This is a genomic window from Cupriavidus sp. PB-02 (assembly GCF_058252315.1).
Map to the genome: position 1 here is coordinate 690,118 of NZ_JBXPSX010000003.1, position 26,859 is coordinate 716,976.

24 protein-coding genes and 1 pseudogene are annotated in these 26,859 nt (G+C 61.9%); 14 read left to right on the forward strand and 11 right to left on the reverse strand.

Annotated features, from left to right (window positions below; translation table 11 throughout):
- Positions 1-308 precede the first annotated feature (308 nt).
- On the reverse strand, positions 309-1,181 hold the full coding sequence (locus tag AC10V3_RS37645) for a M28 family peptidase (protein WP_349608264.1): 873 nt from the start codon (positions 1,179-1,181) through the stop codon (positions 309-311).
- Positions 1,182-1,371: 190 nt separating this feature from the next.
- Between AC10V3_RS37645 and AC10V3_RS37650 the strand changes: the two genes are divergently transcribed.
- From AC10V3_RS37650 to AC10V3_RS37660, 3 genes are all read left to right on the forward strand, one after another.
- Positions 1,372-1,719 (forward strand): MTH938/NDUFAF3 family protein, encoded by a 348-nt coding sequence (locus tag AC10V3_RS37650; protein WP_349608266.1) that lies wholly within the window; start codon positions 1,372-1,374, stop codon positions 1,717-1,719.
- An 89-nt stretch (positions 1,720-1,808) separates the two neighbouring features.
- Complete coding sequence (locus AC10V3_RS37655; RefSeq protein ID WP_349608268.1) at positions 1,809-2,006, forward strand: hypothetical protein; 198 nt, start codon at positions 1,809-1,811, stop codon at positions 2,004-2,006.
- Entirely contained in the window at positions 2,003-2,134 is a 132-nt protein-coding gene (locus AC10V3_RS37660; protein ID WP_349608270.1) for a hypothetical protein, read from the forward strand. Before AC10V3_RS37655 ends, AC10V3_RS37660 begins: the two co-directional genes overlap by 4 nt.
- A 499-nt stretch (positions 2,135-2,633) precedes the next feature.
- Here the strand turns inward: AC10V3_RS37660 and AC10V3_RS37665 are convergent, their stop codons facing one another.
- A complete protein-coding gene (locus tag AC10V3_RS37665; RefSeq protein WP_454753746.1) occupies positions 2,634-3,062 on the reverse strand; it encodes a hypothetical protein in 429 nt (142 codons plus the stop codon).
- 923 nt (positions 3,063-3,985) lie between these two features.
- Between AC10V3_RS37665 and AC10V3_RS37670 the strand changes: the two genes are divergently transcribed.
- On the forward strand, positions 3,986-4,426 hold the full coding sequence (locus AC10V3_RS37670) for a GNAT family N-acetyltransferase (protein ID WP_349608273.1): 441 nt from the start codon (positions 3,986-3,988) through the stop codon (positions 4,424-4,426).
- Between the two features lie 4 nt (positions 4,427-4,430).
- On the opposite strand, the gene AC10V3_RS37675 is transcribed toward AC10V3_RS37670, so the two are convergent.
- The gene (locus tag AC10V3_RS37675; protein WP_349608274.1) at positions 4,431-4,907 is read right to left on the reverse strand and encodes a hypothetical protein; all 477 of its coding nucleotides are present in this window, start codon (positions 4,905-4,907) and stop codon (positions 4,431-4,433) included.
- Between the two features lie 728 nt (positions 4,908-5,635).
- Between AC10V3_RS37675 and AC10V3_RS37680 the strand changes: the two genes are divergently transcribed.
- From AC10V3_RS37680 to AC10V3_RS37690, 3 genes and pseudogenes are all read left to right on the forward strand, one after another.
- Positions 5,636-6,799 carry a porin gene (locus AC10V3_RS37680; RefSeq protein WP_349608276.1) on the forward strand — a complete coding sequence of 388 codons (1,164 nt, stop codon included), beginning with the start codon at positions 5,636-5,638 and terminating at the stop codon, positions 6,797-6,799.
- Positions 6,800-8,067: 1,268 nt separating this feature from the next.
- A complete protein-coding gene (locus AC10V3_RS37685) occupies positions 8,068-8,718 on the forward strand; it encodes a response regulator (RefSeq protein WP_349608278.1) in 651 nt (216 codons plus the stop codon).
- A pseudogene (locus AC10V3_RS37690) lies at positions 8,718-10,916 on the forward strand (sensor histidine kinase); the annotation flags it as partial. The gene AC10V3_RS37685 and the pseudogene AC10V3_RS37690, both read left to right, overlap by 1 nt.
- Before the next feature lie 50 nt (positions 10,917-10,966).
- Here AC10V3_RS37690 and AC10V3_RS37695 read toward each other — a convergent pair.
- Positions 10,967-12,232 (reverse strand): IS256 family transposase, encoded by a 1,266-nt coding sequence (locus tag AC10V3_RS37695; protein WP_022540107.1) that lies wholly within the window; start codon positions 12,230-12,232, stop codon positions 10,967-10,969.
- A gap of 178 nt (positions 12,233-12,410) precedes the next feature.
- Here AC10V3_RS37695 and AC10V3_RS37700 point away from each other — a divergent pair, with 178 nt between their 5' ends.
- The 6 genes from AC10V3_RS37700 to AC10V3_RS37725 all read left to right on the forward strand — a co-directional run bounded on the left by AC10V3_RS37700 (position 12,411) and on the right by AC10V3_RS37725 (position 18,250).
- The gene (locus AC10V3_RS37700; RefSeq protein WP_490924329.1) at positions 12,411-13,151 is read left to right on the forward strand and encodes an Hpt domain-containing response regulator; all 741 of its coding nucleotides are present in this window, start codon (positions 12,411-12,413) and stop codon (positions 13,149-13,151) included.
- Positions 13,152-13,406: 255 nt separating this feature from the next.
- Positions 13,407-13,898, forward strand: a complete 492-nt coding sequence (locus AC10V3_RS37705) for a glycine zipper family protein (RefSeq protein WP_022540108.1) — start codon at positions 13,407-13,409, stop codon at positions 13,896-13,898.
- Positions 13,899-14,712: 814 nt separating this feature from the next.
- Complete coding sequence (locus AC10V3_RS37710) at positions 14,713-15,138, forward strand: hypothetical protein (protein ID WP_022540109.1); 426 nt, start codon at positions 14,713-14,715, stop codon at positions 15,136-15,138.
- Between the two features lie 69 nt (positions 15,139-15,207).
- Positions 15,208-15,663 (forward strand): DUF3302 domain-containing protein, encoded by a 456-nt coding sequence (locus AC10V3_RS37715; RefSeq protein WP_022540110.1) that lies wholly within the window; start codon positions 15,208-15,210, stop codon positions 15,661-15,663.
- Positions 15,664-16,842, forward strand: coding sequence for an HlyD family secretion protein (locus tag AC10V3_RS37720; protein WP_022540111.1), 1,179 nt, complete (start codon positions 15,664-15,666; stop codon positions 16,840-16,842).
- 10 nt (positions 16,843-16,852) lie between these two features.
- The gene (locus AC10V3_RS37725) at positions 16,853-18,250 is read left to right on the forward strand and encodes an efflux transporter outer membrane subunit (protein WP_022540112.1); all 1,398 of its coding nucleotides are present in this window, start codon (positions 16,853-16,855) and stop codon (positions 18,248-18,250) included.
- 66 nt (positions 18,251-18,316) lie between these two features.
- Here AC10V3_RS37725 and AC10V3_RS37730 read toward each other — a convergent pair whose 3' ends face one another.
- On the reverse strand, positions 18,317-19,642 hold the full coding sequence (locus tag AC10V3_RS37730; RefSeq protein ID WP_041682290.1) for a TAXI family TRAP transporter solute-binding subunit: 1,326 nt from the start codon (positions 19,640-19,642) through the stop codon (positions 18,317-18,319).
- Between the two features lie 289 nt (positions 19,643-19,931).
- Between AC10V3_RS37730 and AC10V3_RS37735 the strand changes: the two genes are divergently transcribed.
- Positions 19,932-20,213, forward strand: coding sequence for a hypothetical protein (locus AC10V3_RS37735; protein WP_349608284.1), 282 nt, complete (start codon positions 19,932-19,934; stop codon positions 20,211-20,213).
- On the opposite strand, the gene AC10V3_RS37740 is transcribed toward AC10V3_RS37735, so the two are convergent.
- The 6 genes from AC10V3_RS37740 to AC10V3_RS37765 all read right to left on the reverse strand — a co-directional run bounded on the left by AC10V3_RS37740 (position 20,169) and on the right by AC10V3_RS37765 (position 26,839).
- Positions 20,169-20,801: a UPF0149 family protein gene (locus AC10V3_RS37740; RefSeq protein WP_349608286.1), complete on the reverse strand. Its 633-nt coding sequence runs from the start codon at positions 20,799-20,801 to the stop codon at positions 20,169-20,171. The two genes, AC10V3_RS37735 and AC10V3_RS37740, sit on opposite strands and share 45 nt — an antisense overlap.
- A 27-nt stretch (positions 20,802-20,828) precedes the next feature.
- Entirely contained in the window at positions 20,829-21,476 is a 648-nt protein-coding gene (locus tag AC10V3_RS37745) for a hypothetical protein (RefSeq protein ID WP_349608288.1), read from the reverse strand.
- Between the two features lie 142 nt (positions 21,477-21,618).
- Positions 21,619-22,575: a hydroxymethylglutaryl-CoA lyase gene (locus AC10V3_RS37750; RefSeq protein WP_022540116.1), complete on the reverse strand. Its 957-nt coding sequence runs from the start codon at positions 22,573-22,575 to the stop codon at positions 21,619-21,621.
- Between the two features lie 67 nt (positions 22,576-22,642).
- Positions 22,643-23,434, reverse strand: coding sequence for an enoyl-CoA hydratase/isomerase family protein (locus AC10V3_RS37755; protein WP_022540117.1), 792 nt, complete (start codon positions 23,432-23,434; stop codon positions 22,643-22,645).
- A gap of 253 nt (positions 23,435-23,687) precedes the next feature.
- Positions 23,688-24,665, reverse strand: a complete 978-nt coding sequence (locus AC10V3_RS37760; RefSeq protein ID WP_022540118.1) for a Bug family tripartite tricarboxylate transporter substrate binding protein — start codon at positions 24,663-24,665, stop codon at positions 23,688-23,690.
- A 29-nt stretch (positions 24,666-24,694) separates the two neighbouring features.
- The gene (locus tag AC10V3_RS37765; RefSeq protein WP_349608291.1) at positions 24,695-26,839 is read right to left on the reverse strand and encodes a 3-hydroxyacyl-CoA dehydrogenase NAD-binding domain-containing protein; all 2,145 of its coding nucleotides are present in this window, start codon (positions 26,837-26,839) and stop codon (positions 24,695-24,697) included.
- Between the last annotated feature and the right edge of the window lie 20 nt (positions 26,840-26,859).

Genomic DNA, 26,859 nt, shown 5'->3' on the forward strand with positions numbered 1-26,859 from the left:
GCCCCCCTGCTGCGAAGGCAGGAGGGGCGGGCAGACTGCGGACATTTAGAGAGCATCAGCGAAGGTCCCTTTGTGGCCGGAAGGCGACTGATGATTCGCGTTCCGGCTCATGCTTTGCGAAAATTTCTGGTGCTACAAAAAGGCCCGGAAGGCGTACTGGCTCCTTGATCTCTGCCTGGCGCGGCGCTCGCAGGCGCGCGATTGGCCTGTTCTTCTAACATGCTTCTCGCATCTGCCCGCGAAAGGAGCCTGTGGCTACTGATGCAGACCTTCGGCCCCTACGCCTTCTTAGGACTCGTTCCCCTTGGTCACAGCGACGCGACGCTCGCGGCCAACCCGTGCGTCACCGCGGCCATGCGACCATAGTCGAGTGTGGTGGGGACATCGTGCGCGGTATGGTAGTTCGGATTGCGCAGATAGGCGGTGTCCGTCACCATGATGGCCGGATAGCCGTGGCGCCAGAAGGAGGAGTGATCGCTCAAGGCAACCCCGGGTACCCACCACGGCAGCGCCGCTGCTTCGAGCGGAAAACTGGATGAGGTCTGGAACGCCTTGACCACCCCTCGCAGTCGACGCCACGAGCGAAGATTGGAAACGAAGGCGATAAAGTTGCCACGCACTGGATAGAAGTAACGTAGCAGAGGCGGATAGCTTTGGGTGCCAGGTTCGTCGCGGTAGTAACCCAGCATCTCGAGCGAAAGCATCACCTGAATGCGGTCCCCGCGCAGCCGCGCGGCTCTTGCATACCTCAGGCTGCCCATGTCCTCGCGGAAGAAGAATGGTGCTTCCTCGTTCACGAACGCAACGCAGCGCACAGTGTGTCGGTGCGAGAGGGCCTGAAGCAGACCCACGATCTCGAGCAGCGCGGCGACCCCACTGGCGTTGTCATCAGCCCCTGGGCTGTTCCGCACAGTGTCGTAATGCGCGCCCAGCACAATGATTTCGTCAGCCTGAACGCAGCCTGCGAGCGCAACCTCGATGTTGGCGCAGGGGACGCCTCGTACCTGATAATCCTGACGCGTCACCGCACAGCCACGCTTGGCCCATTCCTGTGCGATATAGTTCGCTGCGGCATGCAGCGCGTCCGGCCGAAACACGTTGCGTTCGCCAATGTCTCCGGCAAGGACCTTTACATGACGCTCCAACGCCGCAGCCAGGTCGGGGTCGTGCGCAGTCAGCATGAGTTCGATAGTCCTTCTTATCAAAATGCGAGATGGCGATGCTTTGGACCGACCGATCCGTTCGCGACCCGCCCCATCAGTGGCTGCGCGAGTACATCCGAGGGGCTTTACCGATGGCCGTCCATTGACTCTAATGAATCAAGCATCAACATTTTCGGAGTCCGCTGCCAATGTTCCTGCGGAGGTACATATGCGCTACGAAGCCTTTTCTTTTGGATCCATCTGCATTGATGGCGTGACTTATGAGCATGACGTAGTAATCGACCACGGAATAGTCCGCAAGCGCAGGAAGAAGCCGTCGAAGGCGTTCCGCGAGGCCTTCGGCCACACACCGCTGTCGATCAAGGAGGACATCCCCTGGAACTGCAGCCGGCTGGTGATCGGTACCGGTACCGGAGCCTTGCCAGTGATGGACGAAGTGAAGCAAGAAGCGCGGCATCGCCACGTCGAGCTTGTCATCCTGCCGACCGCCGAAGCCATCGCGAAGCTGGAGGAACAACCCCGCGACGCCAATGCGGTCCTACACCTCACTTGTTAGTATGGGTCGCCCTTAGCGGGGTGGGCTCTTCCTTGATCGCGGTACCAGGCGCCTTGACCGGCCTTGCTACATAAAACTGCGTGCGAACCATGAGCACTCATCGCTATATCGTCATGATCGACCAACCCAGGGACGTCTCCGAGGAGCAGATGGCGGAGTACATCAAGCTTGCCATCGTCGGCTGGGGCGGTGGACTACCGCCGCCGCCCAAGGACAGCCCGTTTTTCGACCTGGATGTGTTGTCGGTAACAAGCAGCCCCAGCAAGCCACACAAGAACGCGTCATGAGACGCTGGCGCCGCCAGTGGCCAATCGATGTCTCGCTATCGGCGCACCGCTGGCAGGGGGCCGAGCGCTACCTGGATGCGCTGGCAGCCTATGACGCGCAGGATGCGTTTCCTTGGCAGACTTCCTGATCCGCCGCGGGCGCGCGCTGATCAGCGCAGGGCAAAGGGTGGGCAGGAGGGCGCCGGTGTGCGCCCGGTGCGCCTCGCAGAAGAGGCGCGTGCGACCCGACTGCACGATTCGCTGCGCCGCCTTGCGCCGGATGCCCACTTGCAGTCCATAGTCAATGGCCAGGACCATGTTTCAAACACGGCAATGCGTCGGCGTATTCCGGCATGAGTCACATTCTAGCTGCCGGCCACAGCGGTCCATCTCTCGCCCGATACGGTCATTGGTCTGCCATTGGTCGATCGACCGACGACATCAATGCTTCTTGTGTTCAGGGAAGAGAAAGGGCGGCGATCCTGTCGGAACTTTGTCATCGAACGACTTTAGTTTTCCGGTGGACGATTGCGACCGGCGTGTTCCGATCCGACTCGGAGCTAGGTGATTGCTTTGTCACGGCGGCGCCTGAACTTCCGAAGGATAACCCCTGTGCGGCCAAACATTTTGGCCTGACTAACCGGCCCGTCACGCCTCAAGAATCTCGAGCCCGTTTTCGGCACACCATTGTCTCAGCGCTCCTTCGACAGAATCGGCTTCAAACGTATACCAGACTTCGAGAACGCCTTCGCGCCGCAGCAAATCCTTGAAGTGCGAGTAAGCCCCTTGCCTTTGGAAAATTCCTTCGACCTGGTCGTAACATGCAGGCAGCTCTTGTGCGACAAAGCGCAAGGCGAGAGCTCTTCCAAGACCAAGATCGTTCTTATGTGGTATCGCAAGGTATCGGTCCGAAGTTTCAAGGTCGTCAGGAATATCTTCGTCGAACGTGTCATTGGAATCAGAGGTCCAATAGACTTTGCCCGTATCGAGCGAGACATAGGCGTTGTGCTCCATCGGCGCCGCGTAGCTGACGAAGTCGAAGGCCATAGAAAGATCGTCGTGTTTGACTGCGACCATGGCTCTTCTCCCATAGGTTGTAGCGTGCGAGTTGGACTGGCACGGGGATATTCGGTGACCCCCGAAAAACGCTTCAAGGACGGATGACTTAATGTGACGCGATCCAGCTGCGAACATTTCGGCCCTTAGACTTCGCCAAGGGTCAACGCTTGATAGTACCGCAGCGCGCTTCACAGTCTATGGCGCGACCCATGGTCACCGCGTCCGCCAAGGACGCGCCTTGTTCAGCGGTTGGTTCTGACCTGGGGCTAGCTTACGCGGCCGACTCATGTCGCCCCCTTTCGGTCCGAAGTGGAGGAGGCGTTCCAGCGGCCAACCGGCCAAGATGGTTGTCGCTGGACAGGCCGTCCTGCTTGACGCCATCTAGTCCGGCCATTTGGCCGCCGACCCTGACGGCGGCGGTCAGCCGCCGTGCGGGCGTCTCGAAGAGTGTGAGTCGGCCGTGCCGTCCTGACCGACGACAACCTCGGACGCGTCATCAAGGCGCGATAACGTTGTGCTTACCGCATGCTTCTTGCGCTTCGAACTCTCGCATCCATGGCAGCACACTTTCTATGCATCGTCGAGGCAGCGCAACGATGTCAGCCTTGCTCCCAGGCGCTACACCCCCTTGCCGACACCTGAGTTCCTCGCCCGGGAGCTTGCGCAATCCGGAGTGGTCTGGGGTGACGCAAAATGCGAGTCAACACTCCGTCGGAGACCATGGCCGAACCGAGCCCAACGCCGCAGCGCCCGTGCTCTTTGTATCAAATCACTGCAGTGTGGAGGGAACAGCACGCCTGAGATGGGGTTGGCCCACCGCTTGGGTGATGACTTTTTCCATCATGTAGGTGCATAGTCTCGTCTTCCGATGTGCCTGCTCACGGCGCGTCGCCTGGCGAGCGACACAGTTGTGGCGAGGTACCATGATGTGAGAATCAATAATGATAGGAAGGACCCGCCTTCGTGCTGCAAAGACACAGGACCTGGAGGCAGTAGAACAAGTGTTGGCGGCATGCGGTCTGCCGCTGACCTTGTCCAGTGAAGCAACACCGCTTCACCATGTTGCAGTCGTAGGGGATAGCGTTGTTGGATGCGCCTATGGCGAACAGCACGGTCAAACGTTCGTCCTTCACACGGTCGCAGTGTTACCTGCCTATCGTGGACACCGTCTTGCTACTCACATTGTCAGCGTGCTTCTGATGAGAGCGCGCGCGAACGGCTGCACCAAGGCGACCGTCTTGACCAATGACCATCCAGGATTCTTCGCTCGGTACGGCTTCACGCTCGCCCCGGTCGACAGCATCGTGAGGGAGATGCAGTTGCCCAGGGACTTCCTTCGCAGGTTCGGCGCACGCACGCACTATATGTGCCGGCGGTTATGACAATCTAGCCCCGGTCCATCCAAAGCAAGTCAAGGACATGCGACTCCTTGTCACCGGTACGGGCGACGCTGGCGCGCTTTCGCAGGCTCTCGACAGCCTCGCGAACACGAAGCGCTTCGGAGCGGGGAACCTCACGTGCCCAGATGACTTCGCCACTGCGATACAACTGAACGGAGAATCGCGGCGCATCCCAGTCGTTCACCCAAGCAGAAAAAATGTGGTCGGGATTCCAGTGGTTGACCTTCTTCTTCGGATGCGACTCAATCTTATAGAAGATGTCTGCGGCTGGAACGACGCCGCTGATGTCGCGCCCTTCTCGATACCCGACTAGCTTGACCTGATTGCCAGCCACCGGGGTCAGTACGAGGCCGTGGAGCAGAAGGTGAGACTGGAAAAACAGCTGGTATCTACGTCGGAGATGCAGAACGACATAGGCGAGTACTCCTGTCAAGACGCCAGCAAGAATAGCTGTTCTTTCCATGTCTCCTCCCCACCGCGGACTTTGATGGCGGCTAACTGCCAGTCTAGTCGAACAACGTCGGGTCATCGACTCGTTGCTGAGCAGCCACATGCCACTTGCCCTTCGCGTCAATTGTCCTCCGACGCCGGCAAGGTCCATGCGCCATGGCGCTTTCCGGGCTTGGCACGCCGGCATCGGACTCACTTCTAATAAGCTCATGGTCAGGCAATCTCGAGTGGGAACGACGGCGGCACGTAGACGGCTTTGGTGCTGGACTGGCTTCCGCGCGCCGATAGGGGCTCTGCAGAGATAGCCTTATCTTGTTGCAGGCCGATTACACCAGCGTGAAGCCCATTTGAGCGGTGAGGATTTGCGTTCTTACAGGGTGAAACGTCGAACGGCGATACCGGCCGCAAGAGGGCCGAATATATAGAGCTGCGGCCCATCCTGTCACTGTCTGAACAAGCGAAACCCGGTGCAAACAGGACGCGTTCATATTGATTACCCCTAGTTCAGAGCATAGGTGAAGTTCGAGAACAGTTGGAGCCGGCTTTTGAGGGCGCTTGGCCGGCGACTGTCGCAATTGGCCGACACTGCTGAGCGATTCCGGTCGTCGGTTGCTGGCGCTGAACGGATTGCGCTCCTAAGCTCGAACAGGCTGCCCGGCAGCATTGCAAAGTCAGGCATACAAAGAATGAAGTTGTGGCTGGGACCACCCAAAGCAAAAAAGAGAACGAGAGGAGAACAGCATGTCACTGAAACGCATGGCCCTGGCGACTCTGCTGGGATGGCCGCTGGCAACCCTTGCGCAGTCAAGCGTCACGCTGTACGGCGTGATCGATGCCAACGTCGAATACGTCAACCACGCGGGCGTCGTGCCGACGGCCGCCAACGGATTCAACCCGGGACCGGGCAACGATGCCTACCGACTGACCTCCGGCGGACTTTCCGGCTCGCGCTGGGGCCTGCGCGGCAACGAGGACCTGGGCGGCGGCATTAAGGCTATCTTCGTGCTGGAAAGCGGCTTCGGCCTCGATACCGGCCTGTCGCAGCAAAGCGGTCGCCTGTTCGGCCGCCAGGCGTTCGTGGGCGTCCAGAGCGACCGCTTCGGCCAAGTCAGCCTGGGCCGGCAGTACACCTCGATGTTCGAGGCCTTGGCGAACTTCTCTCCAACCGGCTATGCCACGCAGTATGAGCCGGTCGTCATGCAGTCCGGCCCCAACTACCGCGAGGACAACACTATCAAGTACACCGGGAAGTTCGGGGGGCTGACGGCCCTCGCGCACTGGTCCTTCGGCGCCGGAGTGGCCCTGCCCGCCTCGGTAGGGTTCCCCATCCCGATCGGCGGCAATGGCGAAGTCCCGGGGCAGTTCCGACGCGACACCGCCTACGGCGGGGCACTGGCTTACACGTTCGGCCCGTTCGCTGCGACGGCCGGCTATGACCAGTGGAATCCCACCATCGGCACCGGCACCGGCACCATCAAGAAGGCCGTGGTAGGCGCCAGCTATGCGTTCGGCCCTGCCAAGATCATGGGCGGCTACCGCTGGGGCCAGAACAAGAACGCGGCCGATGTCCTGATCCAGCGCGATGACTTCTACTGGATCGGGGCCAACTACCAGGTCACACCGGCCATCGGGCTGACGCTGGAATACAACTACGATGACGTCAAGAGCCTGTTCGGCAATACCAACGTCGCCAATCCGTGGCAGGTCGCCTTCGTGGCCAACTATGCATTCTCCAAGCGCACCGACGTCTACCTGACCACGGCCTATGCCAAGAACGCCGGGTTGATGCTCGAATCGCTGGCGACCGTTTTTGCCAACAGCCTGTCGCTAGGTAACAGCTATGTCCTCGGCAACGGGCAGAGCAACATGTTCGGCGTCGCCATAGGCGTCCGGCACAAGTTCTAAGTGGGCCGGGAAGACCGGCGATAAGTACGTACGGGCCCGGCGGGATAGCCGGGTTTAGGTTGAAAGAGGGAAAACCGATCCACCATCGGCTTTGACCGCACACTCAATGCGTTGGAGCATTCAGGAGAGCCACATGATAATCCGAAGAACAGTCCTTTCTGTCTGCGTGGTGATAATGCTTTCGTCGGCATGCTCGACTACGCCCATAGCGGCGAGCAAGGCGGCACCAGCACCTTCAGAGAGACTTAGCGGATTGCAAACGCCGCCGTCCGGCGAGTTTGCGACGTTAGTCGTGACCCGGGATGAAGGCCTCTACGGCAGCGCTTGCGATACAGTCGTATCCGTTGACGGGAAAGAAGTGGGCCGACTCAGATCGGGTGAGGTAGCTCGATTCTACGCCAAGCCGGGGGCGATCATTCTTGGCGCTCAGACGTCGACAATGTGTCCTGGCGGGTTGAAGGAGAGGGAGGTAAAACTCACTCCAGCCTCGACGGTCCGTTATCGCATTTCGATCGATTCGAGCGGCGGCTTGGACCTGTCGCCGACTGCATTCTGACTGGTGAAGTCTCGCTACGCCACGCGGCCTCTGGAGCGACTGGGGATACTGCACGACGTTGCTTCGACCGCGGCCGGTCACGATCAAGGTGGTAGATGCGAAGCCATCAATAGCTAGCGCGAGAGGACACGAGCAGCCCGCAGCGCTAATACAACATCCCGTAAGTGGGTTTAATAATTATCGGGCTGTAAATACGGCTGCAGGAGTGTGACGACCACCTAGGCCAACCTGTCGAAACGGCAGCAACGGCGCTGACGCTGGGCGCGTTCGCTTTGCGCGGGCTGATGTCAGTGCCAGTGACATCAGCCGCGCCGTACGGACCAGGTTCGACATCCGTCCACTCATTTGTCGCCAGCTTTTCGTGACGAAGACGGTGGTCCAGGGAGGTCCGCGCCAAAGTCTGAAGCGTAGATTCGAGTGTCCCTCGTCGGGCGTTGGCGATGGACTGGGGGGAAAGGTGGCGTGAAGGGGAGGAGTGGGTCGCTAGCTGCTATCGCGGTCAGGCCGGCGAAGATTGGCTGGAGCCAACCCTCCTGCTGCGCTAACGGCGGCGCCCCGGCCTGCGTGGGACGATCAGCCAAGTATATGTCTCGCTTTGTCAAATGAAGGCGAGTGCCCCTTGGTAGAATCCGGTGCCCTATGCAGCCAGTTCCGCCGGCAGGTCACGCCGCCCAGATCCATCTAAGCGTGCCGCCGGTCTGAGTTAACGCGCATGCCGCCACCTATCATCTCCGTCGTTATCGCAGACGATCACCCGGTAATTCAGCTCGCAGTCAAGGCCACCTTGAGCGAGATTCCGAATGTCCGGATTTCCGCAACGTGCTCGTCAGGAAAAGAGCTCTTTTCGGCACTACAAACGCAACAACCTGACCTCATCGTCACGGATTTCACGATGGAGCGTTCCGAGGGCAATGAAGACGGCCTTCGACTGATCCACCGGCTCAGGCAGTCTTCCCCAAATACGCCGATCGTGGTCTTCACAATGTTGACCAATGGCGGACTGCTCACGCGCATCAAGGAGACGGGCGTAGAGGGAATCGTCGGGAAAAACGAGGAGCCGGGCATCCTGAGGCAAATCTGTGTCGATGCAATGACTGGTACTGGTCAGCGCCTGTCACCGGGCATAGCGGCCAGGATGTCAAGCACGGGGGCGTTGGTCAACGGCACGGCAAGCCCGCTGTCCCCGCGGGAGATCGAAGTTGTGCGGATGTTCGCGACTGGCAGCACTCTCACGGAAATCGCGGGATATCTCCATCGATCGCTCGCTACCGTCGCGACGCAGAAGCGCTCGGCAATGCGCAAGCTGAATATCACCAGTAATGCGGACCTTGTCACGTACGCACGCGACAACGGTCTTACCTGATGCAGGACGAACGCGAGCGCTCGCAGCAACCGCCACTACACGCCGACCACTCGGTTGAGCGGAATCTGCAGCGGGAGCGCCGTGTGTTCTCGATGGTGGTCCTGCTGCTGGGGCTGGTCGCCATCGCGATCGCTTCGGCAGCCATGCTTGCCCGCCTGAATGGATCCCTGCGTGCCCAGGAGCAGGTCGTGCGCCTGTACGAGCAAGGCGTAGTCGATGCAGTGCTCGAACGCCGCAGCACCCTGACGGCGACGAACTTGATCCTTGAGATGCGCAGCAATGGCAAAGTCCCCGTGGCGCAGCGCGGGCATGCCGGCAGTCTATGCACGCAGGTGTCTCCGTCCGCGCCTCCCGATCCCGTGTTGGAGCAGAGTTGCGACCAGGCTGTCCGGACGCTGACTGCCGCAAGCCAGAAGCCTTCGATCGAGATGATCTCGATTGCGAACGGGGCGACGTATCGGTATGAAGCGCCTGACGCATCGGGATCCGGCGTGGGTGCGACCCTTCCGCCGCTGTCGTCGTCAAGCATCACCACGATGATTCTTGAACGGTTCCAGAGCCGCGACATGGATCTCTTGCAGGCAGCACGGGAGAAGCGCGTCGTATGGCTGGGCATCCCGGCGAATGCGGCCGGAAGGAGTCCGGAGATGATTGGCGCATCGCTGGTCGCGAAAGGCGACGCACTCTACGCCATCGTCTTGACGCGGATCCCGCTGCAAGACTTGCTTCGGCCAGCTTGGCCGAACTTGTCGATCCCGGAGCCAATTGTCGTCGATCGCCTTGGCACGCCCCTGGTTGCTTCAGCTGAAGGGGCCAACGCACGGCGCCTGGACGCCAGACTGGAGAGACTTCCGGAGGGGCTGTTTCATTGGGTCCAGGACTATGGGTGGGCCCTTCGGCGCCCGCCGCTCGTTGCGGATTTCGGCCACCTTGTCTTCGCGCTGCCGCTAGGGCAGCAGTTCCGGGAAATGCGGGAGGAACTGCTTGTTACCGGCCTGATGACCGCTGCGCTTCTCGCCTTGCTGTTTGCGATGTATCGCTACTGGAACTATCGCTTCCTGACCGGCACCTATGCCGAGGCGGCACGCGCACAGCAGCTATTGCACGAAGCGAGACTCGCCAGCGAGGCTGCGGCCAAGGCCAAGGTGGCGTTATTTGCGTCGATGAGCCACGAGATACGGACGCCGCTTTCCTCGCTGCTGGGAAACATGGAACTCGTGGCCCTCGGTACGCTGGAGCCGGAGCAGCGGGCGCGGGTAAGCGCCATGCAGGTGTCGGCCGAAGGGTTGCTGCAGATCGTTAACGACGTGCTCGATTTTTCGAAGCTCGACGTGGGAGCGATGCGCCTGGCGGAGGAGCCCGTCGTCGTCACGGAACTCCTCGGTCGCATTGCGATCTCGCACGCGCCGCTTGCGGCGCGGCGTGGGCTGAGCTTCTTCGCGGTATATGGCAAGGAGATTCCGGCGCGGCTCAATCTTGACCCGGTGCGCCTGACCCAGATCATCAACAACCTGCTTGGCAACGCGTTCAAGTTCACCGAGGCGGGGAAGATTGTCCTGCGCGCGCAGTGGGTGGATGCAAACCTTGAGATCGTCATCACCGATACCGGCGTTGGCATACCGGAGGCGTACAAGGAACGGCTCTTCCAGCCATTCTCCCAGGTCGGCAACAATCGTCTCGCGCAGGCCGGCGGGACCGGGCTTGGACTGTCAATCTGCCTGCGACTGGTGGAGCGGATGAACGGACATATCACGCTGGACAGCGTACTAGGCGTTGGCACGCGCGTCACGTTTCGCCTGCCGCTCAGCACGCCGGGTGGGCACCAGACCCCGGCGCAATGGCGCTTGGCGCCGCACCGCGCGCTGGTCCTCTCCCGTGAGCCAGAGTGCCTCGAAGGAATGCTGAACCATTTCGACTGGGGATCATGCCAGCCATCTTCCCGGTCCAGCATCGACGAGCCCATTGACGGGGACAGATTCGACTGCCTGCTCGTGACCGAGTCCCTGGATCCGGCCCAAGTCATTGCGTGGTGGCGGAAGCCGGCCTCTATCATATGGCTCAAGCAACTGGGCCCGCTCGTCCCGACCGTACGGCCGGATGGCAGCCGGGAGGTGTCTGCCTATAGCCTGGCCGGTATCTATGCCGCTGCACAGGCGGTCCTCAAAATAGCTCCGGAGACTAAGCATGTCGACGAAGACCATGGAGATAAAGTCAAATCTGGTGTATGAAGGTTGATCGTGGCCGGTCGTCAGGCGGCGAGTTTCTGCTGAACCGGCGGATTGTCTTGCGCCGGGGCACCGTCCTTGAAGGGGACGCCCTTCAAGAGCAGTTCGATGTGTTCGGCACCTTTGATGCGGCGCCATGTTTTCTCGGCTTCCTCGATCAGCTTGAAGGCCAGGCCAAGGAAAGTCGCTCGTGACACGCAATTGCGCGTGCGCGTCGTGCGGTGACGCACGGTCGCGAAGGTCGACTCAATCGCGTTGGTCGTGCGGATGTGCTGCCAGTGCTCGGCCGGGAAGTCGTAGAAGGTCAGCAGGCTGTCTCGGTCCTTGGTGAGCACGCCGGTGGCCTTGGGGTACTTGGCGCCGTAGATCGTCGCAAAGCGATCGAAGGCAGCATAGGCATCTGCCCTGGTGGCCGCCATCCAAATCGCCTGCAGATCTGCCTTGGCGCGGCCGTGCTGGGACTTGGGCAAGGCGTTCAGGACATTGCCCATCTTGTGGAACCAGCAACGCTGGGCGCGCGTGGCCGGGAACACCTCCTCCAGGGCAGCCCAGAATCCCATGGCGCCATCGCCGACCGCCGCCAGCGGGCCAGCCTGCAGGCCGCGGGATTTCAGGTCCAACAGTACTTCCACCCACGATGCCTTCGATTCCCGATAGCCGTCACCGATCGCCACGCGCTCCTTCCTGCCGTCTGGCGTAACGCCGATGATGACCAGCAGGCATTGCCCGTCCGATCCCTCGCTACGCAGACCCGTGTGGATGCCGTCCACCCACCAATACACATGGCGCGCCGCCGACAGATCACGCTGATTCCAGCTCGCATGCTCGTCTGCCCACTGCGCCTTCAATCGGCTCACCACGTTGGCCGATAGCCCTTTGGCATCCTCACCAAGCAGCACCGACAACGCCTCGCTCATGTCGCCTGTCGATACTCCCTTCAGATACAGCCAGGGCAGCGCTGCACTCACCCGCGGCGACTTCCTCACATACGGCGGCACGATCGCCGAGTTGAACTTCACGCCAGACCCGGACCGATCGCGCACCTTGGGCACCTTCACGGCAATCGGGCCGGCCCCCGTCAGCACCTCGCGCTCCGGGAGGTAGCCATTGCGAACCACGGCGCGCTGCCCGCTCAACGTCTTGACATTACTGAACTGCTCAAGCAGCTCTGCCAGCTCCACTTCAATCGCCTCCTGGATGACCCGCCGAGCCCCGCGCCTGATCAGCTCCTCGAGCCCAAGCCCGATTTCCGATAGACCGACTGCTTCTTTCCCTTTATCCTTGCTCATGGTGGACCTTTCTTGTGCTGGTTTCCGATCTCGACAATCAGATTCTCAGCGGAAAGCTCCACCGCCCTCTACTCCGCGCCTCAAATTCCCCGCCCGTACACCAGTTTCGACTTTAGCTCAAGACCATGTCGGGGCTGCCATACACGATCAGTCTGCAGCTCCGTTCGCGGGCCTTTCCGTGTTGGTCGCGGAAGACAATCTGCTGAACAGGAAACTGCTGCGCGACCAGCTTCACCTGCTCGGTGCGAGCGTTATCGAAGCCGGCAACGGCAACGAGGCGTTGGCAGTGTTGTCGGAGCAGGGCGTGCATGCAGTGCTGACGGACGTGGACATGCCCGTAATGAATGGATTCGACCTGCTTCGTGAAATCAGGCGGAGCGGGCTAGAGATACCCGTCTATGGCGTAAGCGCGAGCGCGAGACCGAAGGATGTTACCGAGGGGCTGGCAAGCGGGTTTACCGGCTATCTCACGAAACCGGTGTCGCTGGCGACGCTGGCTTCGGTGCTCGATGCTGTTGCCGCGCGGGCCGACCCGCTACACACGGATGATGGGGCGGCGCCAGTGCTGCTAACCGATGACGATCTCCCTGAACTGCCGTCGGTCGCCGAAGAATACGCCGAAGCGTTCCTGGCGCAGACCATGGTGGACCTGGACGAATTCGAGGCGATCCGGGCAGCGCGAGACATCCGCCACCTGGAACGGCTGCTGCATCGTATCGCGGGGACGCTCGGGGTCGTCGGGCGCTCAGGACTGTCCGAACTCTGCGCTGACCTGCACAACCATGTGGCTGAAGCCAAACGCTGGGACGATGAGATCGAACTGCAGTCCGCCTTCATCATGCAAGGCCTGATGAGCGCATGCGAGCACGGGCGTGGTGAGAACCGGGCCGCCTGCGGTTCCCGTCCGCTGGCTTTCTAACTTCTATGATTGTGAACGCTCCTGCGCGCGGTCAGCATTGAGGGGACGGCTGGATGCCTGCTTAAGGCACCACTCGTCTTGGGTACTGCCCGCTTGCGAGGCCCTTGGTTTGCCCGCCTGTACGGCGGGCATTTTTTTCTGTGCCCCGGCCGGGCGCTTCGGCTAGCGCTGATTGCCGCCACACCGAGGCGCGAATCCCTGCCACCGGGGAAAGATGGCGCAATGCCCCGGAATGGCACCTCCTCAGGAGAGTTCATGAGCAATCGTAGAAGTCTTGCTCTTGCCGCGTGCACGGCATTGGTTCTGATCTCGGGTGCGGCCAATACGGCGCAGGCTCAGGCCTTGCTGAAGCCCATTGCCTATCCGCTGAGAGGACAGTCGGCCTACCAGCAGGCCAACGACGATGGGGCCTGCTATGGCTGGGCCCGGCGGGAGACCGGCGTCGATCCGGCCCGAATAGCGAGCACGCCAGCGCCGGTCATCCTGCCTGGCGGCGAGAGGATACGGGGCGCAGCGGGTGGGGCGGCTGCCGGGGCAGTGGTGGGTGCGATCGGCGGTGACGCGGGCAGGGGAGCTGCTGCGGGCGCGGCGGTCGGCACGGTCGCTGGTGGCGTCGCCCATCGCCAGCACCGCCGGCAGGCTGCAGCCATCAGCGCACAGGCGCAGGCCAGCAACGACTGGGCCATGACGTCGTACTGGCAAGCCTGGCGTGCCTGCATGGCGGGCCGCGGTTATTCAGTACAGTAAGGATCACGGAAGGTGGACTGGGCTGGCGTCAGCCGGTCCACCCCGGGAAGCAACACGTCGGAGGCGTCCTAGAGAACGGCGCAGGCTTCTGCACTGGCGGTAACGGCAAGATCTACCCGCGCATCATTGCGCAAGACTACGCAGAGGAAGTTGCCGATGGGTTCGCCAGCGTGAGGATCTTCCCGCCACAGGTGTGGCAGGGGTGCCGTCGAAGCATGTAGCTCGCCCCGTTCGGACGCGGCATGGGATTCCGTGCCGGCTATGGCATCGCTCCAGGTTATCGCGATGGGCCCCTCCGGCTTGGTGCCAAGGAAGCAGAAAGAAGGCGCCGACAGCGAGCGCCCCGACGCGGGTCCGGTCTCGCAAGGGCCGGCGCGTAATGCCAGCACGTCATGATCGGTCTGATTGACAGTGACGATCTTTGTCCACGGCCAGGGCTCCTGGAACGGACTCCACGTCTCAGTGGTAGGGATTGCGCATCCGGAGATGGCGCTTGCTGTGGCAATGGCAATGACACATGCAGAAATCGAGGAAACAGCATTCATTGGATAGTCAATTCAGGTGAACCTGATATTCACCTGGGAGGGCATATGACGGCGCACAGGGTAAGCCGGCCTCGCCGTGGCGGCTATCAAAGGAATTCGAAATACCGGGCCACGCTTGGGGCGCATCCATTCGACGCGCCCTCACTTTCTAATTTCTTTGATAGCCCCGCCTGCGCCACCGGCATAAGGTGTGCACATTCACGTAGATGTGACTGGCCGCGCCGGTTTGCGTCGACGGTATCTGATCCACTTCGAAGGAAACTACAGGAATGATCAAGCACTGCCTTTCGGCTGTCTCGATAGCGGGCGCGGGCGCGCGCGGTCGTGGGGTGCCCAACCTTGTCATGGCCCTGCTGATTGCCGGCGCCGCGCAATCGTACGCGCAGATCCTGCCCGCTCACGGGCAGCGAGACACCGTCGCGCAGCCGGAAGCCTGCTCAGGTACCGGCGCCGGCCTGCAATCTGCGGCCTGCCGTGCCGCCAGCAATCCCGACCAGAGCAAGTACAACCTCCTGTACGCGGACGATGTGCCAGCCGGCAAAAGCGAACCGTCTTCCGGGCCGGTTTCAGACAGCCCGTGCCGGAGCTGCCCGACGGATGCACAATCCGGCTGGCAAGCCGGGCGCATGCCGGACAGCGCCGCCAGCAGCAGCCGCAGCGAATCGGCGGGTACTACCGCGACCAGCACACTGTAGTTCTCAACGCAGCCGAGTACCTGGCAAGTCAAACACCGGGCCCTGGTGCCCGATCTCTCTATTTCCCCGATGAAACTGCGTCAATATCTGCTGGCGGGCCTTGGCCTGCTGGTAATGCATGAACCAGCGTTCGCCTCCTTCCTCAGCGGAAAGGCCCTGGAGAGCGCCGCCAATGCCATCTCCTGGGTGGTGATGATATTCGTGCCGCTTGCAGCCATCTACCTGTTCTGGATGCTGCATATCTGGCCGGATAAGGTCGCCCACCGGAAGCAGCATCCGCAAAGGGAAGCCATCCATGCGCTATGCCTGCTTTCGCTCTTCTTCGGCGGACTGCTGTGGCCGATGGCCTGGCTCTGGGCACACACCAAGCCGGTGTTCTACCGGGCGGCCTATGGCACCGACAAGCTGCCGGAAGATGAAGCGGCGCGAGGCGCGGGACATGCCCCCATCGGCCGTCCCGGGAACGTCGCGTCCCTGCGGGCGCCGGCACGCGGAGCCACGTCCGGCGCAGGGGAGCAGAGCTGAATGGATGCGCTGCTGCTTGCAATCTACGCGCTGGCCGTCTGGCTGGTCTTCTTCAAGTTCAAATGGCTACCATGGAACACGACTTCCATGGTCGTTGTGGTCACGATTCCGGTGGTCGCCCTGACGCTGCTGGTCCTGACGCTGAACGTGGTGGCGCCTTCGTCCCATGATGTCAGGGTGGTTGGCAAGGTCCTCCAGGTGGTGCCGCAAGTGCGGGGGCGTATTGTCGAGCTTCCGGCCGAGGGTAACCGGCACTACAGCAAGGGCGATGTCCTGCTGCGCATCGACCCGACGCCGTATCAGGCCTCAGTCAAACAACTCGAGGGCAGGTTGATGGCGGACGATGCCGGGTTGGCTGAAGCGCAGGCAGCGGCGCGCCAACTCAGCGAATCCGTGCGCGGTGCGGCCGGCAAGGTTGCCACGGTGCAAGCCAAGCTGTCGCTCGCCCGCCAGCGCCTCAAGGAACATGAGGCCCTGCTTGCAGCAGGGGCCGGTTCGAAGTTCGACCGGGAAGATGCCCTGGCCCGGCAGCACGAGCTGGAAGGCGAACTGGTCAGTGCGCAAGCTGTCGAGGACGAGGCGCGGCAGAAGCTGTCGGCCAGGAGCCAGGGGGAATTCGCCGCCATCGCCACGGCGCGTGCCAAGCGTGCGGAAACTGAAGTCATGCTCGACAACGCCCGATGGGAACTTGGCCAAACCGAGTACCGGGCGCCCGCAGACGGCAAGGTCGTGAACCTACAGGTGCGCGTGGGCACGATGCTGGTCCCGTTTCCCTTCTCACCGGCATTCAGCTTCGTGGAGGATGAGCAGGAGGTGGTCGCCTTCTACAAGCAGAACGAGCTTTACAACGTCAAGGCGGGGGACGTTGCCGAGATCTACCTGCCGACGCATCCAGGTGAAATCATCAAGGCAAAGGTGGATTCGATCGTCTGGGCACAATCGCAAGGCCAGTTCGCGCAGGGCGGAATGATCCCGAACACTGGTGCCACGGAAGCAGTGCCGAACCGATTCGCGGTCAAGCTGGACCTGCGCGACGAATCGAAGGGCCAGATGCTTCCGGTCGGGGCAGTCGGCGCGGGTGCCATCTACACCACGCACATGAAGATGTTCCATATCGTTCGGATGGTCTTCCTGCGCGTCAGTTCCAAGCTGAACTATCTGGTATTCAAGCTCCACTAAAGGCAAGCCTGTGTCGTCATCTCTCAACAAGACCATTCCGGTACTGCTGGCGCTGCCGCTCGCCATGCTCTTTGGCTGCGCCCTGCAGGCGCCGCCGGATAGCGCCAGCCTTCGAGGCCAGGCCGTCCCGGCGCTTGAAGGGCAGCGCACCTGGGCAAACGCGGCCGAAGCAGGCGAGTCCGCGGGCGACTGGCTTGCAAGCTTTGACGATGCCGAGTTGCAGCGGCTGGCCCGGGAAGCGATCGCGCACAACGGCGATCTCAGGCTGGCAGCGGTGCGCGTCGAGCAGGCGCAGGCACTCGTTACCATGCAAAGCAGCGGCCTGTTACCGAGCGCGGGCGTGAAGGGCAGGGCCGGCCATTCGGAAACCCAGTTCCTCTCGATTGGTGCGAGCTGGGAGATCGATCTCTGGGGCCGCATCCGTGCACAGTCGCGCGCGGCAAAATCCCAGTACGCCGCTACCGCGGACGAATATCTCTGGGCGCAGCGCGTCGTCGCAGCCACCACTGCTAAAGCATGGTTCACGCTGATCCGGTCCGCAAAGCTGGAGGACCGGCAGCGGCAAGCCGTGGCCGTACAGGAGCAACTGGTGCAGATCAGCGAGCGGCGGGTTGCCATTGGTGCGGCACCGGATACTGAACCGGTGGAAGCGAAGAATGCGCTGCGCGCGCAGGTGGATTCGCTCCGGAAGGCCGAACTGGCCAGGAGCCAGGCCGCGCAAGCCCTGGAGCTGCTGCTGGGCCGCTACCCTGCCGGGGAAATCGGGGATAGTGTGGCGAAGCTCGAGCTGCCCGCCATGCCCGTAGCCCCGCAGGCAGGCCTGCCTGCAGACCTGCTCGATCGCCGCCCGGACTTAACGGCCGCGGCACACCGCGTCGCCGCGGCCTTCGACCTGAGGCAGTCCGCCGAGGCAGCGCGGCTGCCAAGCATTTCAATCAGCGCGGCCATTACTGGCATCCGCAGCGACGTGCTGCTGCTCAACCAGGCCGGCACTCCGATCAAGGGACTGAATGGCGCGATCTTCGCGCCGCTGTTCACGGGGGGAGAGCTCAAGGCCAGGGCGGACTACTACAGCGCCGAGCAGAAGGCCGCCATGATCGCCTATGGCAACAGTGCCCTGCAGGCACTGGGCGAGGTCGATGCGGGGTTGCGTGCTGAATCGAATCTTGCAGATCGCACCAGGCAACTGCAGGATCGGGTGAACGAGAGCCAGCTATTGGTACAGCGCGAGGAAGCACGCCTAAGCATTGGTGCTTTCGACCCGCGCGGCGTCCTGAAGGCTCGGCAGACACTGCTGGCTGCCGAGATGGATCTGATCAACGTGCGGGGCGATCATCTCAATCAGCGTATTGCGCTGCTGTTGGCGCTGGGGGGAGATTGGAGCGGGAGAACCAGGGAAAGCGCTTGAATGAGCCAGCGCCCTCGCATACGAATTCAGCCTTTTGCTCCGCGGATATCGCACCGGCACTTCTCACTATTGGTCCGGTATTCGGTCGCCGAGGGACGTCTTGACCTTCGCGGCTGCCTGGGAAATCCGGTCTCGGACGACGCCAATCGCCTGCTTGAGGGCGTAGACATCCTGGAAGTAGCGCTGCGGCAGCCGTATCTGGCTCGCGTGCGCGTCGATGTTCTCGATCTCGTCGCGCCATTGCGCCACCTGCTCTGTGGTCGGCTCGCCGTTTCTCCAGATTTCATCTTCCAGCGCCTTGATCTCGTGGTACCAGACTACAAGCCGCTTCTTGTACCGCGCCTCTATCATGCGCGGCAATGCCTGCAGCAAGCCGAGCAGCAAAGCCATGAAGGGCAGCAGGATCAGCAGGCGCCGTTCGATGAAGCTGGCGAGCCAGAAAGGGAGGTAGCGCTGCAGGAAGGGGCGTCCGGACTTGAAGTAGCGCGTGCTTTCGTCCGAGATCGGAAACTCGCTCGTATTCAGGTTGGGAAACGTGCCCAGCCGCGTGAAGTAGTCCTCGCCGCCATGGACGGACTTGGTTGCCTCCAACAACAGGTAGACCAGGGCAGGGTGGAGGGTGTCCTTGGAGACCAGCAGGCCCGTGGCGGCCAGCAGCGTGACATCCGCTTGCGGAAGATCCTTGGAGATACTGGTCGATGCGCGCGGGAATGTGAGCTTGGAAAGAGAGGGAAACCTCTGCACCAGGGCGTCGGCCTGAGCGAAATTCATCAGCTTCAGGTCGCTGTTCAGCAGCTTCTGCTGCATGTCGGCATCCGGCCTCCCGATGAAGAAGGCGGCGTCGAGCTGGCCACCGAGGAGGCGTTGATAGGCCTGGGTAGCGTCCATTTCCAGCAGCATGCTGTTGCTCGCGTTGACGCCACTATGGTTGAGCAATACGCGCGAGACATTCAGCAGGCCGCTGCCGGGTACGCCGATCGAGATCCGCTTGCCGCTTAGCTGTGCCAGCCGGTCGATCGTGGCCTTGCCACGATAGAACACCCAGATCGGTTCGTAGGCAACTGCGGAAATGGTCTGCAGGTGGTCGGCTTCCGTCGGGGTGGTGGTGCCTGACTGGATGAAGCCGACGTCGTATTCGCTGCCGGGATCCGTCAGCCTCGCATAATTCTCGACGGATCCGGCGGAGTTGCGGATATCAAGTGTGATGCCGTCGCGTTTGAGGAGAGGGGCATAGCGATCTGCAAAGCCGCGGTAGATGCCCTTGTCCGCGCCGGTTGTGATTACGATGGTGCGCTGGATAGCGGGTTCGAGGACGACCTCCACTCCCCAGCCCAAGGCAGCGACCAGCATGATGGCGCCAGTGATCACAAGCCGCCGGCGCCCCGGTGTCATGGGCGCCTTCTGGCTGCGTCGGAGCGCTGGGTTGGGCCTGGGCATTGCTTGGCTCCCTTGTCAGGTTTCTTCTATGCCGTATGGCTTGGGCGCCATACGATATCAGATTGTCCTGTAGCGAAGCTGGCGATTGCGCCAGCAGGCGGGGCAACGCCGCGTTCCGTAACGCCAATGCGCGACGGTACCTGGCGCCACCGTACCAGAGTTCCGGTGCTCACTCATTTTCCCTCGCTGCCCCGCGGTACCGTGATCTATGCTAATCACATCGAAGAACCGGCCGGAGTTCGAAATGGCGAAACTGCGCTGGCTGGCAACTGTGCCGGCAGTGACCGCACCGGCGGTCTATACGGTGACGGGGGCCAACAGCGTCGACAATGTCCAGGCCCTGTTGACCATCGAAGTGGCTGCCCTGGCGGTGCCGCCGGCTGGCCTCGCCTATGTGGATCCGCTTCCTGAATACATTATCGGTGTGCCGATCGTGTACAACGAGCCCGTGTTGGTCGTACGAGCGTTACGCGGGCTCGTCTCATTCCACGCGATTTGCGGACCACTGCACAGCATTGCGAGATGAGCCTGTACGAGCTCGTGCCTGTCGATACGGCTCGAAGTAGCGGTAGACATGGGTGAGCCCAGCGATTATCAATTCCAGCAACGCTTCGCGCTTCTCGGGAGGGATAGGTGGTGGTCGCATCTGGGGATCCGGATCATGTTCGTAGTGCAGGATCATGATCGCTAGCATCGAGCCACAGTGATTCTCGTCATGGATCAGGTGATTCCAGCTTCCCGAGCGCATTTGTACGCCACGCATGAACCCGTGTGCCCAATCGTTGCCGGGCGCGACACCATCATCCCGTTCGATCAAGATCGGCAGATATACGTTCTGCTCCTTCAGAGTACTGTGCAATTCCGCGGCGATCGCGTTCCAGTGACGCATCAGCAGGCTACGGATGTCTGAGACCTGCTCATCAGTGTTGAAAGAAGACTCCGCACCGCACACCTCAGGCAAGTACTCGCACGGCAGCACCATGTCGGGCCCGCAAATCAATGCTGTGAAGTAGCCGTCGAGCATTTCGATGTTCATCGCGCCGATGGTGTCGAGCAATGCGGCAAGGTGAGCGAGCTCGTCAAATGAGAGAGGCTGGCTGGATCTCGGATTCATCAGAACTGGCTCCATGATTGCATGCCATCACTGAATGCGATCGCTGCTGGATCGGATGTGCCACGGGCTGAAATTCCTGTTCTGTCCGACCAGCGCTGTCAGCGTTGCCAGCGTGACGCCGAAGGACTCATATACGGCCTCTTCAAGAAGATGCAGATAGTTGAAGCCGTATTCGTCCGAGAGACGATTGTCGACTTTTGGCAGCTTCGGAAGATCCACCAGGAACCTGCAGAGGCGGGTTGAGCGGACGGTATCCCGCATGCATTCCCCTTCAGAGAACAACAGACGTGACACGTCACCTGTAGACAGGCGCAGCATCGACGCAAACTCATGTCGTGTCCAGTTTCGACCTGGCTGGATGAAGACGCATCGGGCGAGAAAGTGAGTCAGCGCTTTCCTGTCCTGTCGCGCTGAACCTTCCATGCTGGCAATTTCGAAAGTCGGACTTGCACATACCTGGCTGTTGCCAGTCACCGGGTTCGCAAGGTCATTCCCAACTTGGACTTGAACACGTACGCTGGCATTTGCCGAAAGATGCAAGTCAAACCGGGTGAGCGATGGCAATATCGTCTGTCGGCCAGGCCGCAGTGTTCTTGACACCGATCGGTCGTTGCACCAAGCTATTTGCCGCTCCAGGTCGACGGAGACCGTATAGGGAAAGGAAAGCTGGCGCAAGACAACGTCCCTATATTGGTAAGCAGAGAGGACAACGCAGCCATCAGGAAGACTTGAGATCTTGCTGCTTTCTGTATCGTCGAAACCACTGCAAGAAGTTCCTGGTGGCCCCATGCCGGTGCGACAATGCCGGTTCATGGGCTCAGCCGGAGGTGCCGAAAAGGTTGGCACGTTTGGCCAATAGAGCGCTTCCGACACGCGATAGGTTTGGTCGTCCCAATGCTTCGGATATGAACGCTCCTGCTTCCACAATTGCGTCGAGACTGATGCCGGTTTCGATTCCCAGCCCGTGCAGGAGATAAAGCAAGTCCTCGGTGGCGACATTACCCGTTGCACCGGCGGCATAGGGGCAGCCGCCGAGCCCGGCGACGGAGGAATGAAATGTACTGACGCCGACCTCAAGGCTGGCGAGAATGTTTGCCAGTGCCTGGCCATACGTGTCATGGAAATGACCCGCGAGGCCATCCAACCGGAACGCGCTGGCGGCCGCGTCCATAACTTCCTGGACTCGCCCTGGCGTACCGACGCCAATGGTGTCGGCAATGTCGATTTCATCGCAGCCCAGGTCTGCGAAGCGAGCCACTACGTCCCGAACGGCATCGATGCGAACGTCCCCCTGGTATGGGCAACCCAAGGCGCAAGAGACACTCGCTCGCAGTCGCACGCCGGCTGCTTTTGCCGCGATGGCTACCGGCGCAAAGCGCCGGATGGATTCCTCGATCGAGCAGTTGATGTTCCGATTTGAGAAAGCCTCGCTGGCAGCGCCGAAGATGACGACCTCTTCGGCGCCGGCCAGCATCGCGCTTTCAAAGCCCTTCATATTTGGCGTGAGAGCGGAGTACGTCGTGCCTGGAACACGGTCGATGGTATGCATGACCTCATGTCCGTCTGCCATCTGAGGGACCCATTTCGGAGAGACGAAGGATGCGCTTTCGATGGCGGTCAGTCCGCTACGTCCAAGGCGGTTGATGAGATCAACCTTGATGCTGGCGGGTACATACTGACGTTCATTCTGCAGGCCATCCCGTGGCCCGACCTCGACGACTTTGACGTGTGTTGGAAAGCCGGCAGGGATGCGTGGGGAAGTGGAGCGTTGCATGGATACGCTACGTTATGGAAGCAGAGAGTTGCCCGGCGGAGTTCGTGCTCGCCGCCGAGGGGCTGATTTAAGCGGCCGCGAACCAGGACGGCTTGCGTTTTTCGAGGAAGGCGCTCACACCTTCGCGACCCTCTGTGCTGGAACGGACCGCTGCGATCAATTCCGCGGTTTCGTTGATGAGATTGAGGCTCATGGGCCGGCCAGCGATATTCTGGACCAGACGCTTGCTTTCGCGCACCGCGGCGGGGCTGTTTGCGGCCAGCGTCTTCGCGATCTCGGCAACCTTCGCATCCAGCGCATCAGGTGCGACCATCTCGTGCACGAATCCGAGTCGGAGCGCCTGCGACGCATCGAACCGCTCGGCAGTGACGAAGTATCGGCGCGCCGCCTGCTCGCCCATTGCACGGACCACATATGGCCCGATGGTGGCGGGTATCAGGCCGATTCGCGCTTCGGAAAGGCAGAAATTTGCATGATTCGCCGCAATCGCGATGTCGCAGGCGGCGACCAGCCCCATTCCGCCCGCATAGGTGTCACCCTGGACCGCCGCGATGACTGGCTTCTGGAAAGTCCAGATCGTATGGAGCATGCTGGCAAGTTTCTTGGCATCGTCGAAGTTCTCTTCGCGAGAGTAGCCTGCCATCTTCTTCATCCAGTTCAGGTCGGCGCCTGCGCAAAAGGCAGTGCCACTGGCAGCAAGCACAACGGCACGAATGTCCTCGGCTTCCGACAGGGCGTTGAACACGCTGGTCAGTTCGGAAATCAGGATGTCGTTGAAAGCATTGCGAACGTCGGGTCGATTTAACGTTACCCGTGCAATGTGCTCATCGCGGGCCAGGGAAAGGGTTGTATAGCTCATCGTTCTTTCAAGCCGAATGCCGCCATGCAGCTACGCCATCCATCGATGGATCGAATTAAAGAGGATCGCGTCGCGGGAGGTGCTGCGCCGAAGGTGTATGAGGATCGGAGATAGAGGGGGTAAGTCTTGCGCGCCATTTGGCAGGCGGGCGTTGCATCAGGTTGGAACGATCAAGGCTGAGCTCCGTGCGAGACAGAACCCAGCGCGCAGACGCTTCAGGCAAGACTTGAGGTCAGCTTACTTGCAGGCCCACTCAATTCACCCGGATCTTGGCTTGCTCCACCAGCTTGCCGAAGCGCACGTATTCGCTGCGCATCTTCTGCATGGTGGCATCACCATCCAGATAGCTGGCCTGCACGCCCAGGTTGGCGAACTGGCGCTTCACCTCCGGATCGTCCATCAGCTTGCGCACCGCGTTGCTCAGCACAGTGCGCGCGGCGGGCGGCGTGGCTGCCGGCGCGAACAGGCCTACCCAGGCCATCACGTCGGCCGACGGATAGCCCGCTTCGGTGATGCCGGGCACCTGTGGCAGGTCGGGCAGGCGGCTCGACGACGTGACCGCCAGCGCGCGCAGTTGGCCAGACTTCACGCGCTGCACCGAGCCGATGGCCGTGTCGAAGGCAAACGTGACTTCGCCGGACAGCAACGCCTGTACGCACTGAGCGCCGCTCTTGTAGGGCACTTCGACAATGTCAGTGCCGGCGGCGACCTTGATCGCCTCGCCGGACAGCTGTGCGGTGCTGCCCACCCCGAACGATGCGTAGCTGATCTTGCCCGGCGACTTGCGCGCGGCCTGCACCACATCGGCCACCGTCTTGTACGGCGACTGCGGGGCGACCAGGATCAGGTTCGGAAACGACGCCAGCGTGCCGATTGCCGCGAAGCTGCGCAGCGGGTCGTACTGCACGTTCGACATCACCTGCGGGCTAATGGTGAAGGCCGCATTAGAGCCGAGGAACAGCGTGTAGCCGTCGGCTTCGGCCCGCGCCACGGCAGTGGCGCCGATCGTGGTGCCGCCGCCGGGGCGGTTTTCCACCACCACCGGCTGGCCCAGTGCGGCGTGCAGCTTCGGTCCCAGCATGCGCGCCATCAGGTCGATGGTGCCGCCGGCGGCGTAGGGCACTACCAGCCGGATCGGCCGGCTCGGGTAGTCCGCGGCAAGGGCGGAGCCGGCGGCGCCGGCGAAAGATGCTGCAACAAGGACAGTGGCGAGCGTCTTAGTGGGTTGCATGGTTGTCTCCTTTCAATGTTCTAGTGAGGTCAGAACTGTTCGCCGCGGGCTGCCTTGTCCTTCAGCAGTCGTGGCGGCGCGAAGCGCTCGCCATAGTGTTCGGCCAGGTACGTGGCGCGTGCCACGGCCTTGTCCAGCCCGTACTGGTTGAGGAACTGGAACACGCCACCCGTCCAGCGCGGAAAGCCGATGCCAAGCACCGAGCCGATGTCGCCGTCGCCCGCACTGTCGAGCACGCCTTCCTCCAGGATGCGCACCGATTCCAGCGCCATGGAGAACAGAAGCCGGTCCTGCTTGTCATGCGGCGGGAACTGCTCGTCGGGGTGCAGGAAATGGCGCGCCAGTCCGCTCCAGAACACCTTGCCGCCCTCAACCGGGTAGTCGTAGAAGCCGCCGCCGGCCACGCGACCCTTGCGGCCGAATTCGTCGAGCATGCGCTCCATCACTGCGTCTGCCGGGTGCGCAGGAAGGGGCCGGCCTTCGGCTGCATGCGCTGCGAGCGTCTCAAGCCTGTTGTTGTAGGAGAGGCTCAGACTGACTTCGTCCAGCACCGCGAGCGGTCCCACGGGAAAACCGGCAAACGCGGCCGCTGCCTCGATTGCGGCCGGGTCCTGGCCTTCACCCAGCATTGCCACGCCCTCGCGCGTGAAGGTGCTGAACACACGGCTGGTGAAGAAGCCCCGGCTGTCGTTGACGACGATCGGGGTCTTGCCGAGCTGCATGACGAAGTCCAGCGCGTGGGCCAGCGTCTCCTTTGACGTGCGCTCGCCCTTGATCACCTCCACCAGCTGCATGCGGTGCACCGGCGAAAAGAAATGCAGGCCGATGAAGCGGTCCGGGCGCCCGGACGCCTCGGCCAGGCCCGTGATCGGCAGCGTGGACGTGTTCGATGCCCAGAACGCCTGGTCGGCCAACAGCGGCTCCGCAGACCGCGTGATCTCGGCCTTCAGCGCAGGGTTCTCGGGCACGGCTTCAATGACCAGGTCGACGTGGGACAGGTCTTCAAAGCGCTCCACCGGGCGGATGCGCTCCACGATCTCGCGGCGGCGGGCGGCATCGATCTCGCCCTTCTCTTCGCGCTTGGCGAGCAGCTTGTCGGCGGCATCGCGCGCGCCGGCGGCCTGCGCCAGGGTCGCGTCCTTGACCCACACGTCGATGCCGCGTGTTGCGGCCACGTAGGCAATGCCCTTACCCATCATGCCCGCGCCCAGCACGGCCAGCGTGCCAATCTTGCCCTTGGGGACGCCCTGCGGGCGCTGCGCGCCCGACTTGATCTCGTTGGCGCGGAACCAGAAGGTGCGCAGGATGTTCTTCGATACCTTTCCGGTAACGAGTTGGATGAAGTAGCGCGTCTCGATGCGGCTGGCGGTATCGAAGTCCACTTGCATGCCTTCGACCGAGGCGCACAGGATGGCTTCAGGCGCGGGGTAACAGCCCTTGGTCTTGGCTCGCACGGTGGCGGCGGCGGTAGAGATCCAGCGCTTCGTGCCGTCCGCATCCGTCCAGCCGCCCGGCGGCACATAACCCTTGGCGTCCCAGGGCTGGGCGCTCGCAGGATGGCCGATGATCCAGGCGCTCGCTGCGTCAAGCAGCGCTTGCCGCGAATCGGCCAGCGCGTGGACCAGGCCGGCCTTGACGGCCTCGGCGGGCGACATCAGCTTGCAGTCCTGGAGGTACGGCTGGCTCGCGGCCAGGCCGAGCAGGCGGGTGAGGCGCACCACGCCGCCGGCGCCCGGCATCAGGCCGAGCGTGGCTTCGGGCAGGCCGAACTGGACCTTGGGCTTGTTCAGCGCGATGCGATGGTGGCAGGCCAGCGCGATCTCGAAGCCACCGCCCAGCGCGGTGCCGTTGAGCGCGGCCACCACCGGCTTGCCTAGCGTTTCGAGCCGGCGCAGGGTGTTCTTGCCGCGCTCAGTCGCATCGAACAGCCCCTGCGCGTCGGCGGGCTGCATCTTGTAGAGGCGGTTCAGGTCGCCGCCGGCGAAGAAGGTTTCCTTGGCGGACGTCAGGATGACGCCGGCGATATCGTCTTTCTCCGCTTCCAGGCGGGTCACCATGTCGGCAAAGCATTGCCGCATGGCGTCGGACATGGTGTTGACGCTTTGTTCCGGCGCGTCGAAGGTTAGGGTGACGATGCCGTCGGCGGACTTGTGGTACTGGATTGGGGCTTGCATCTTGGGGTCTCCGGCAGGGC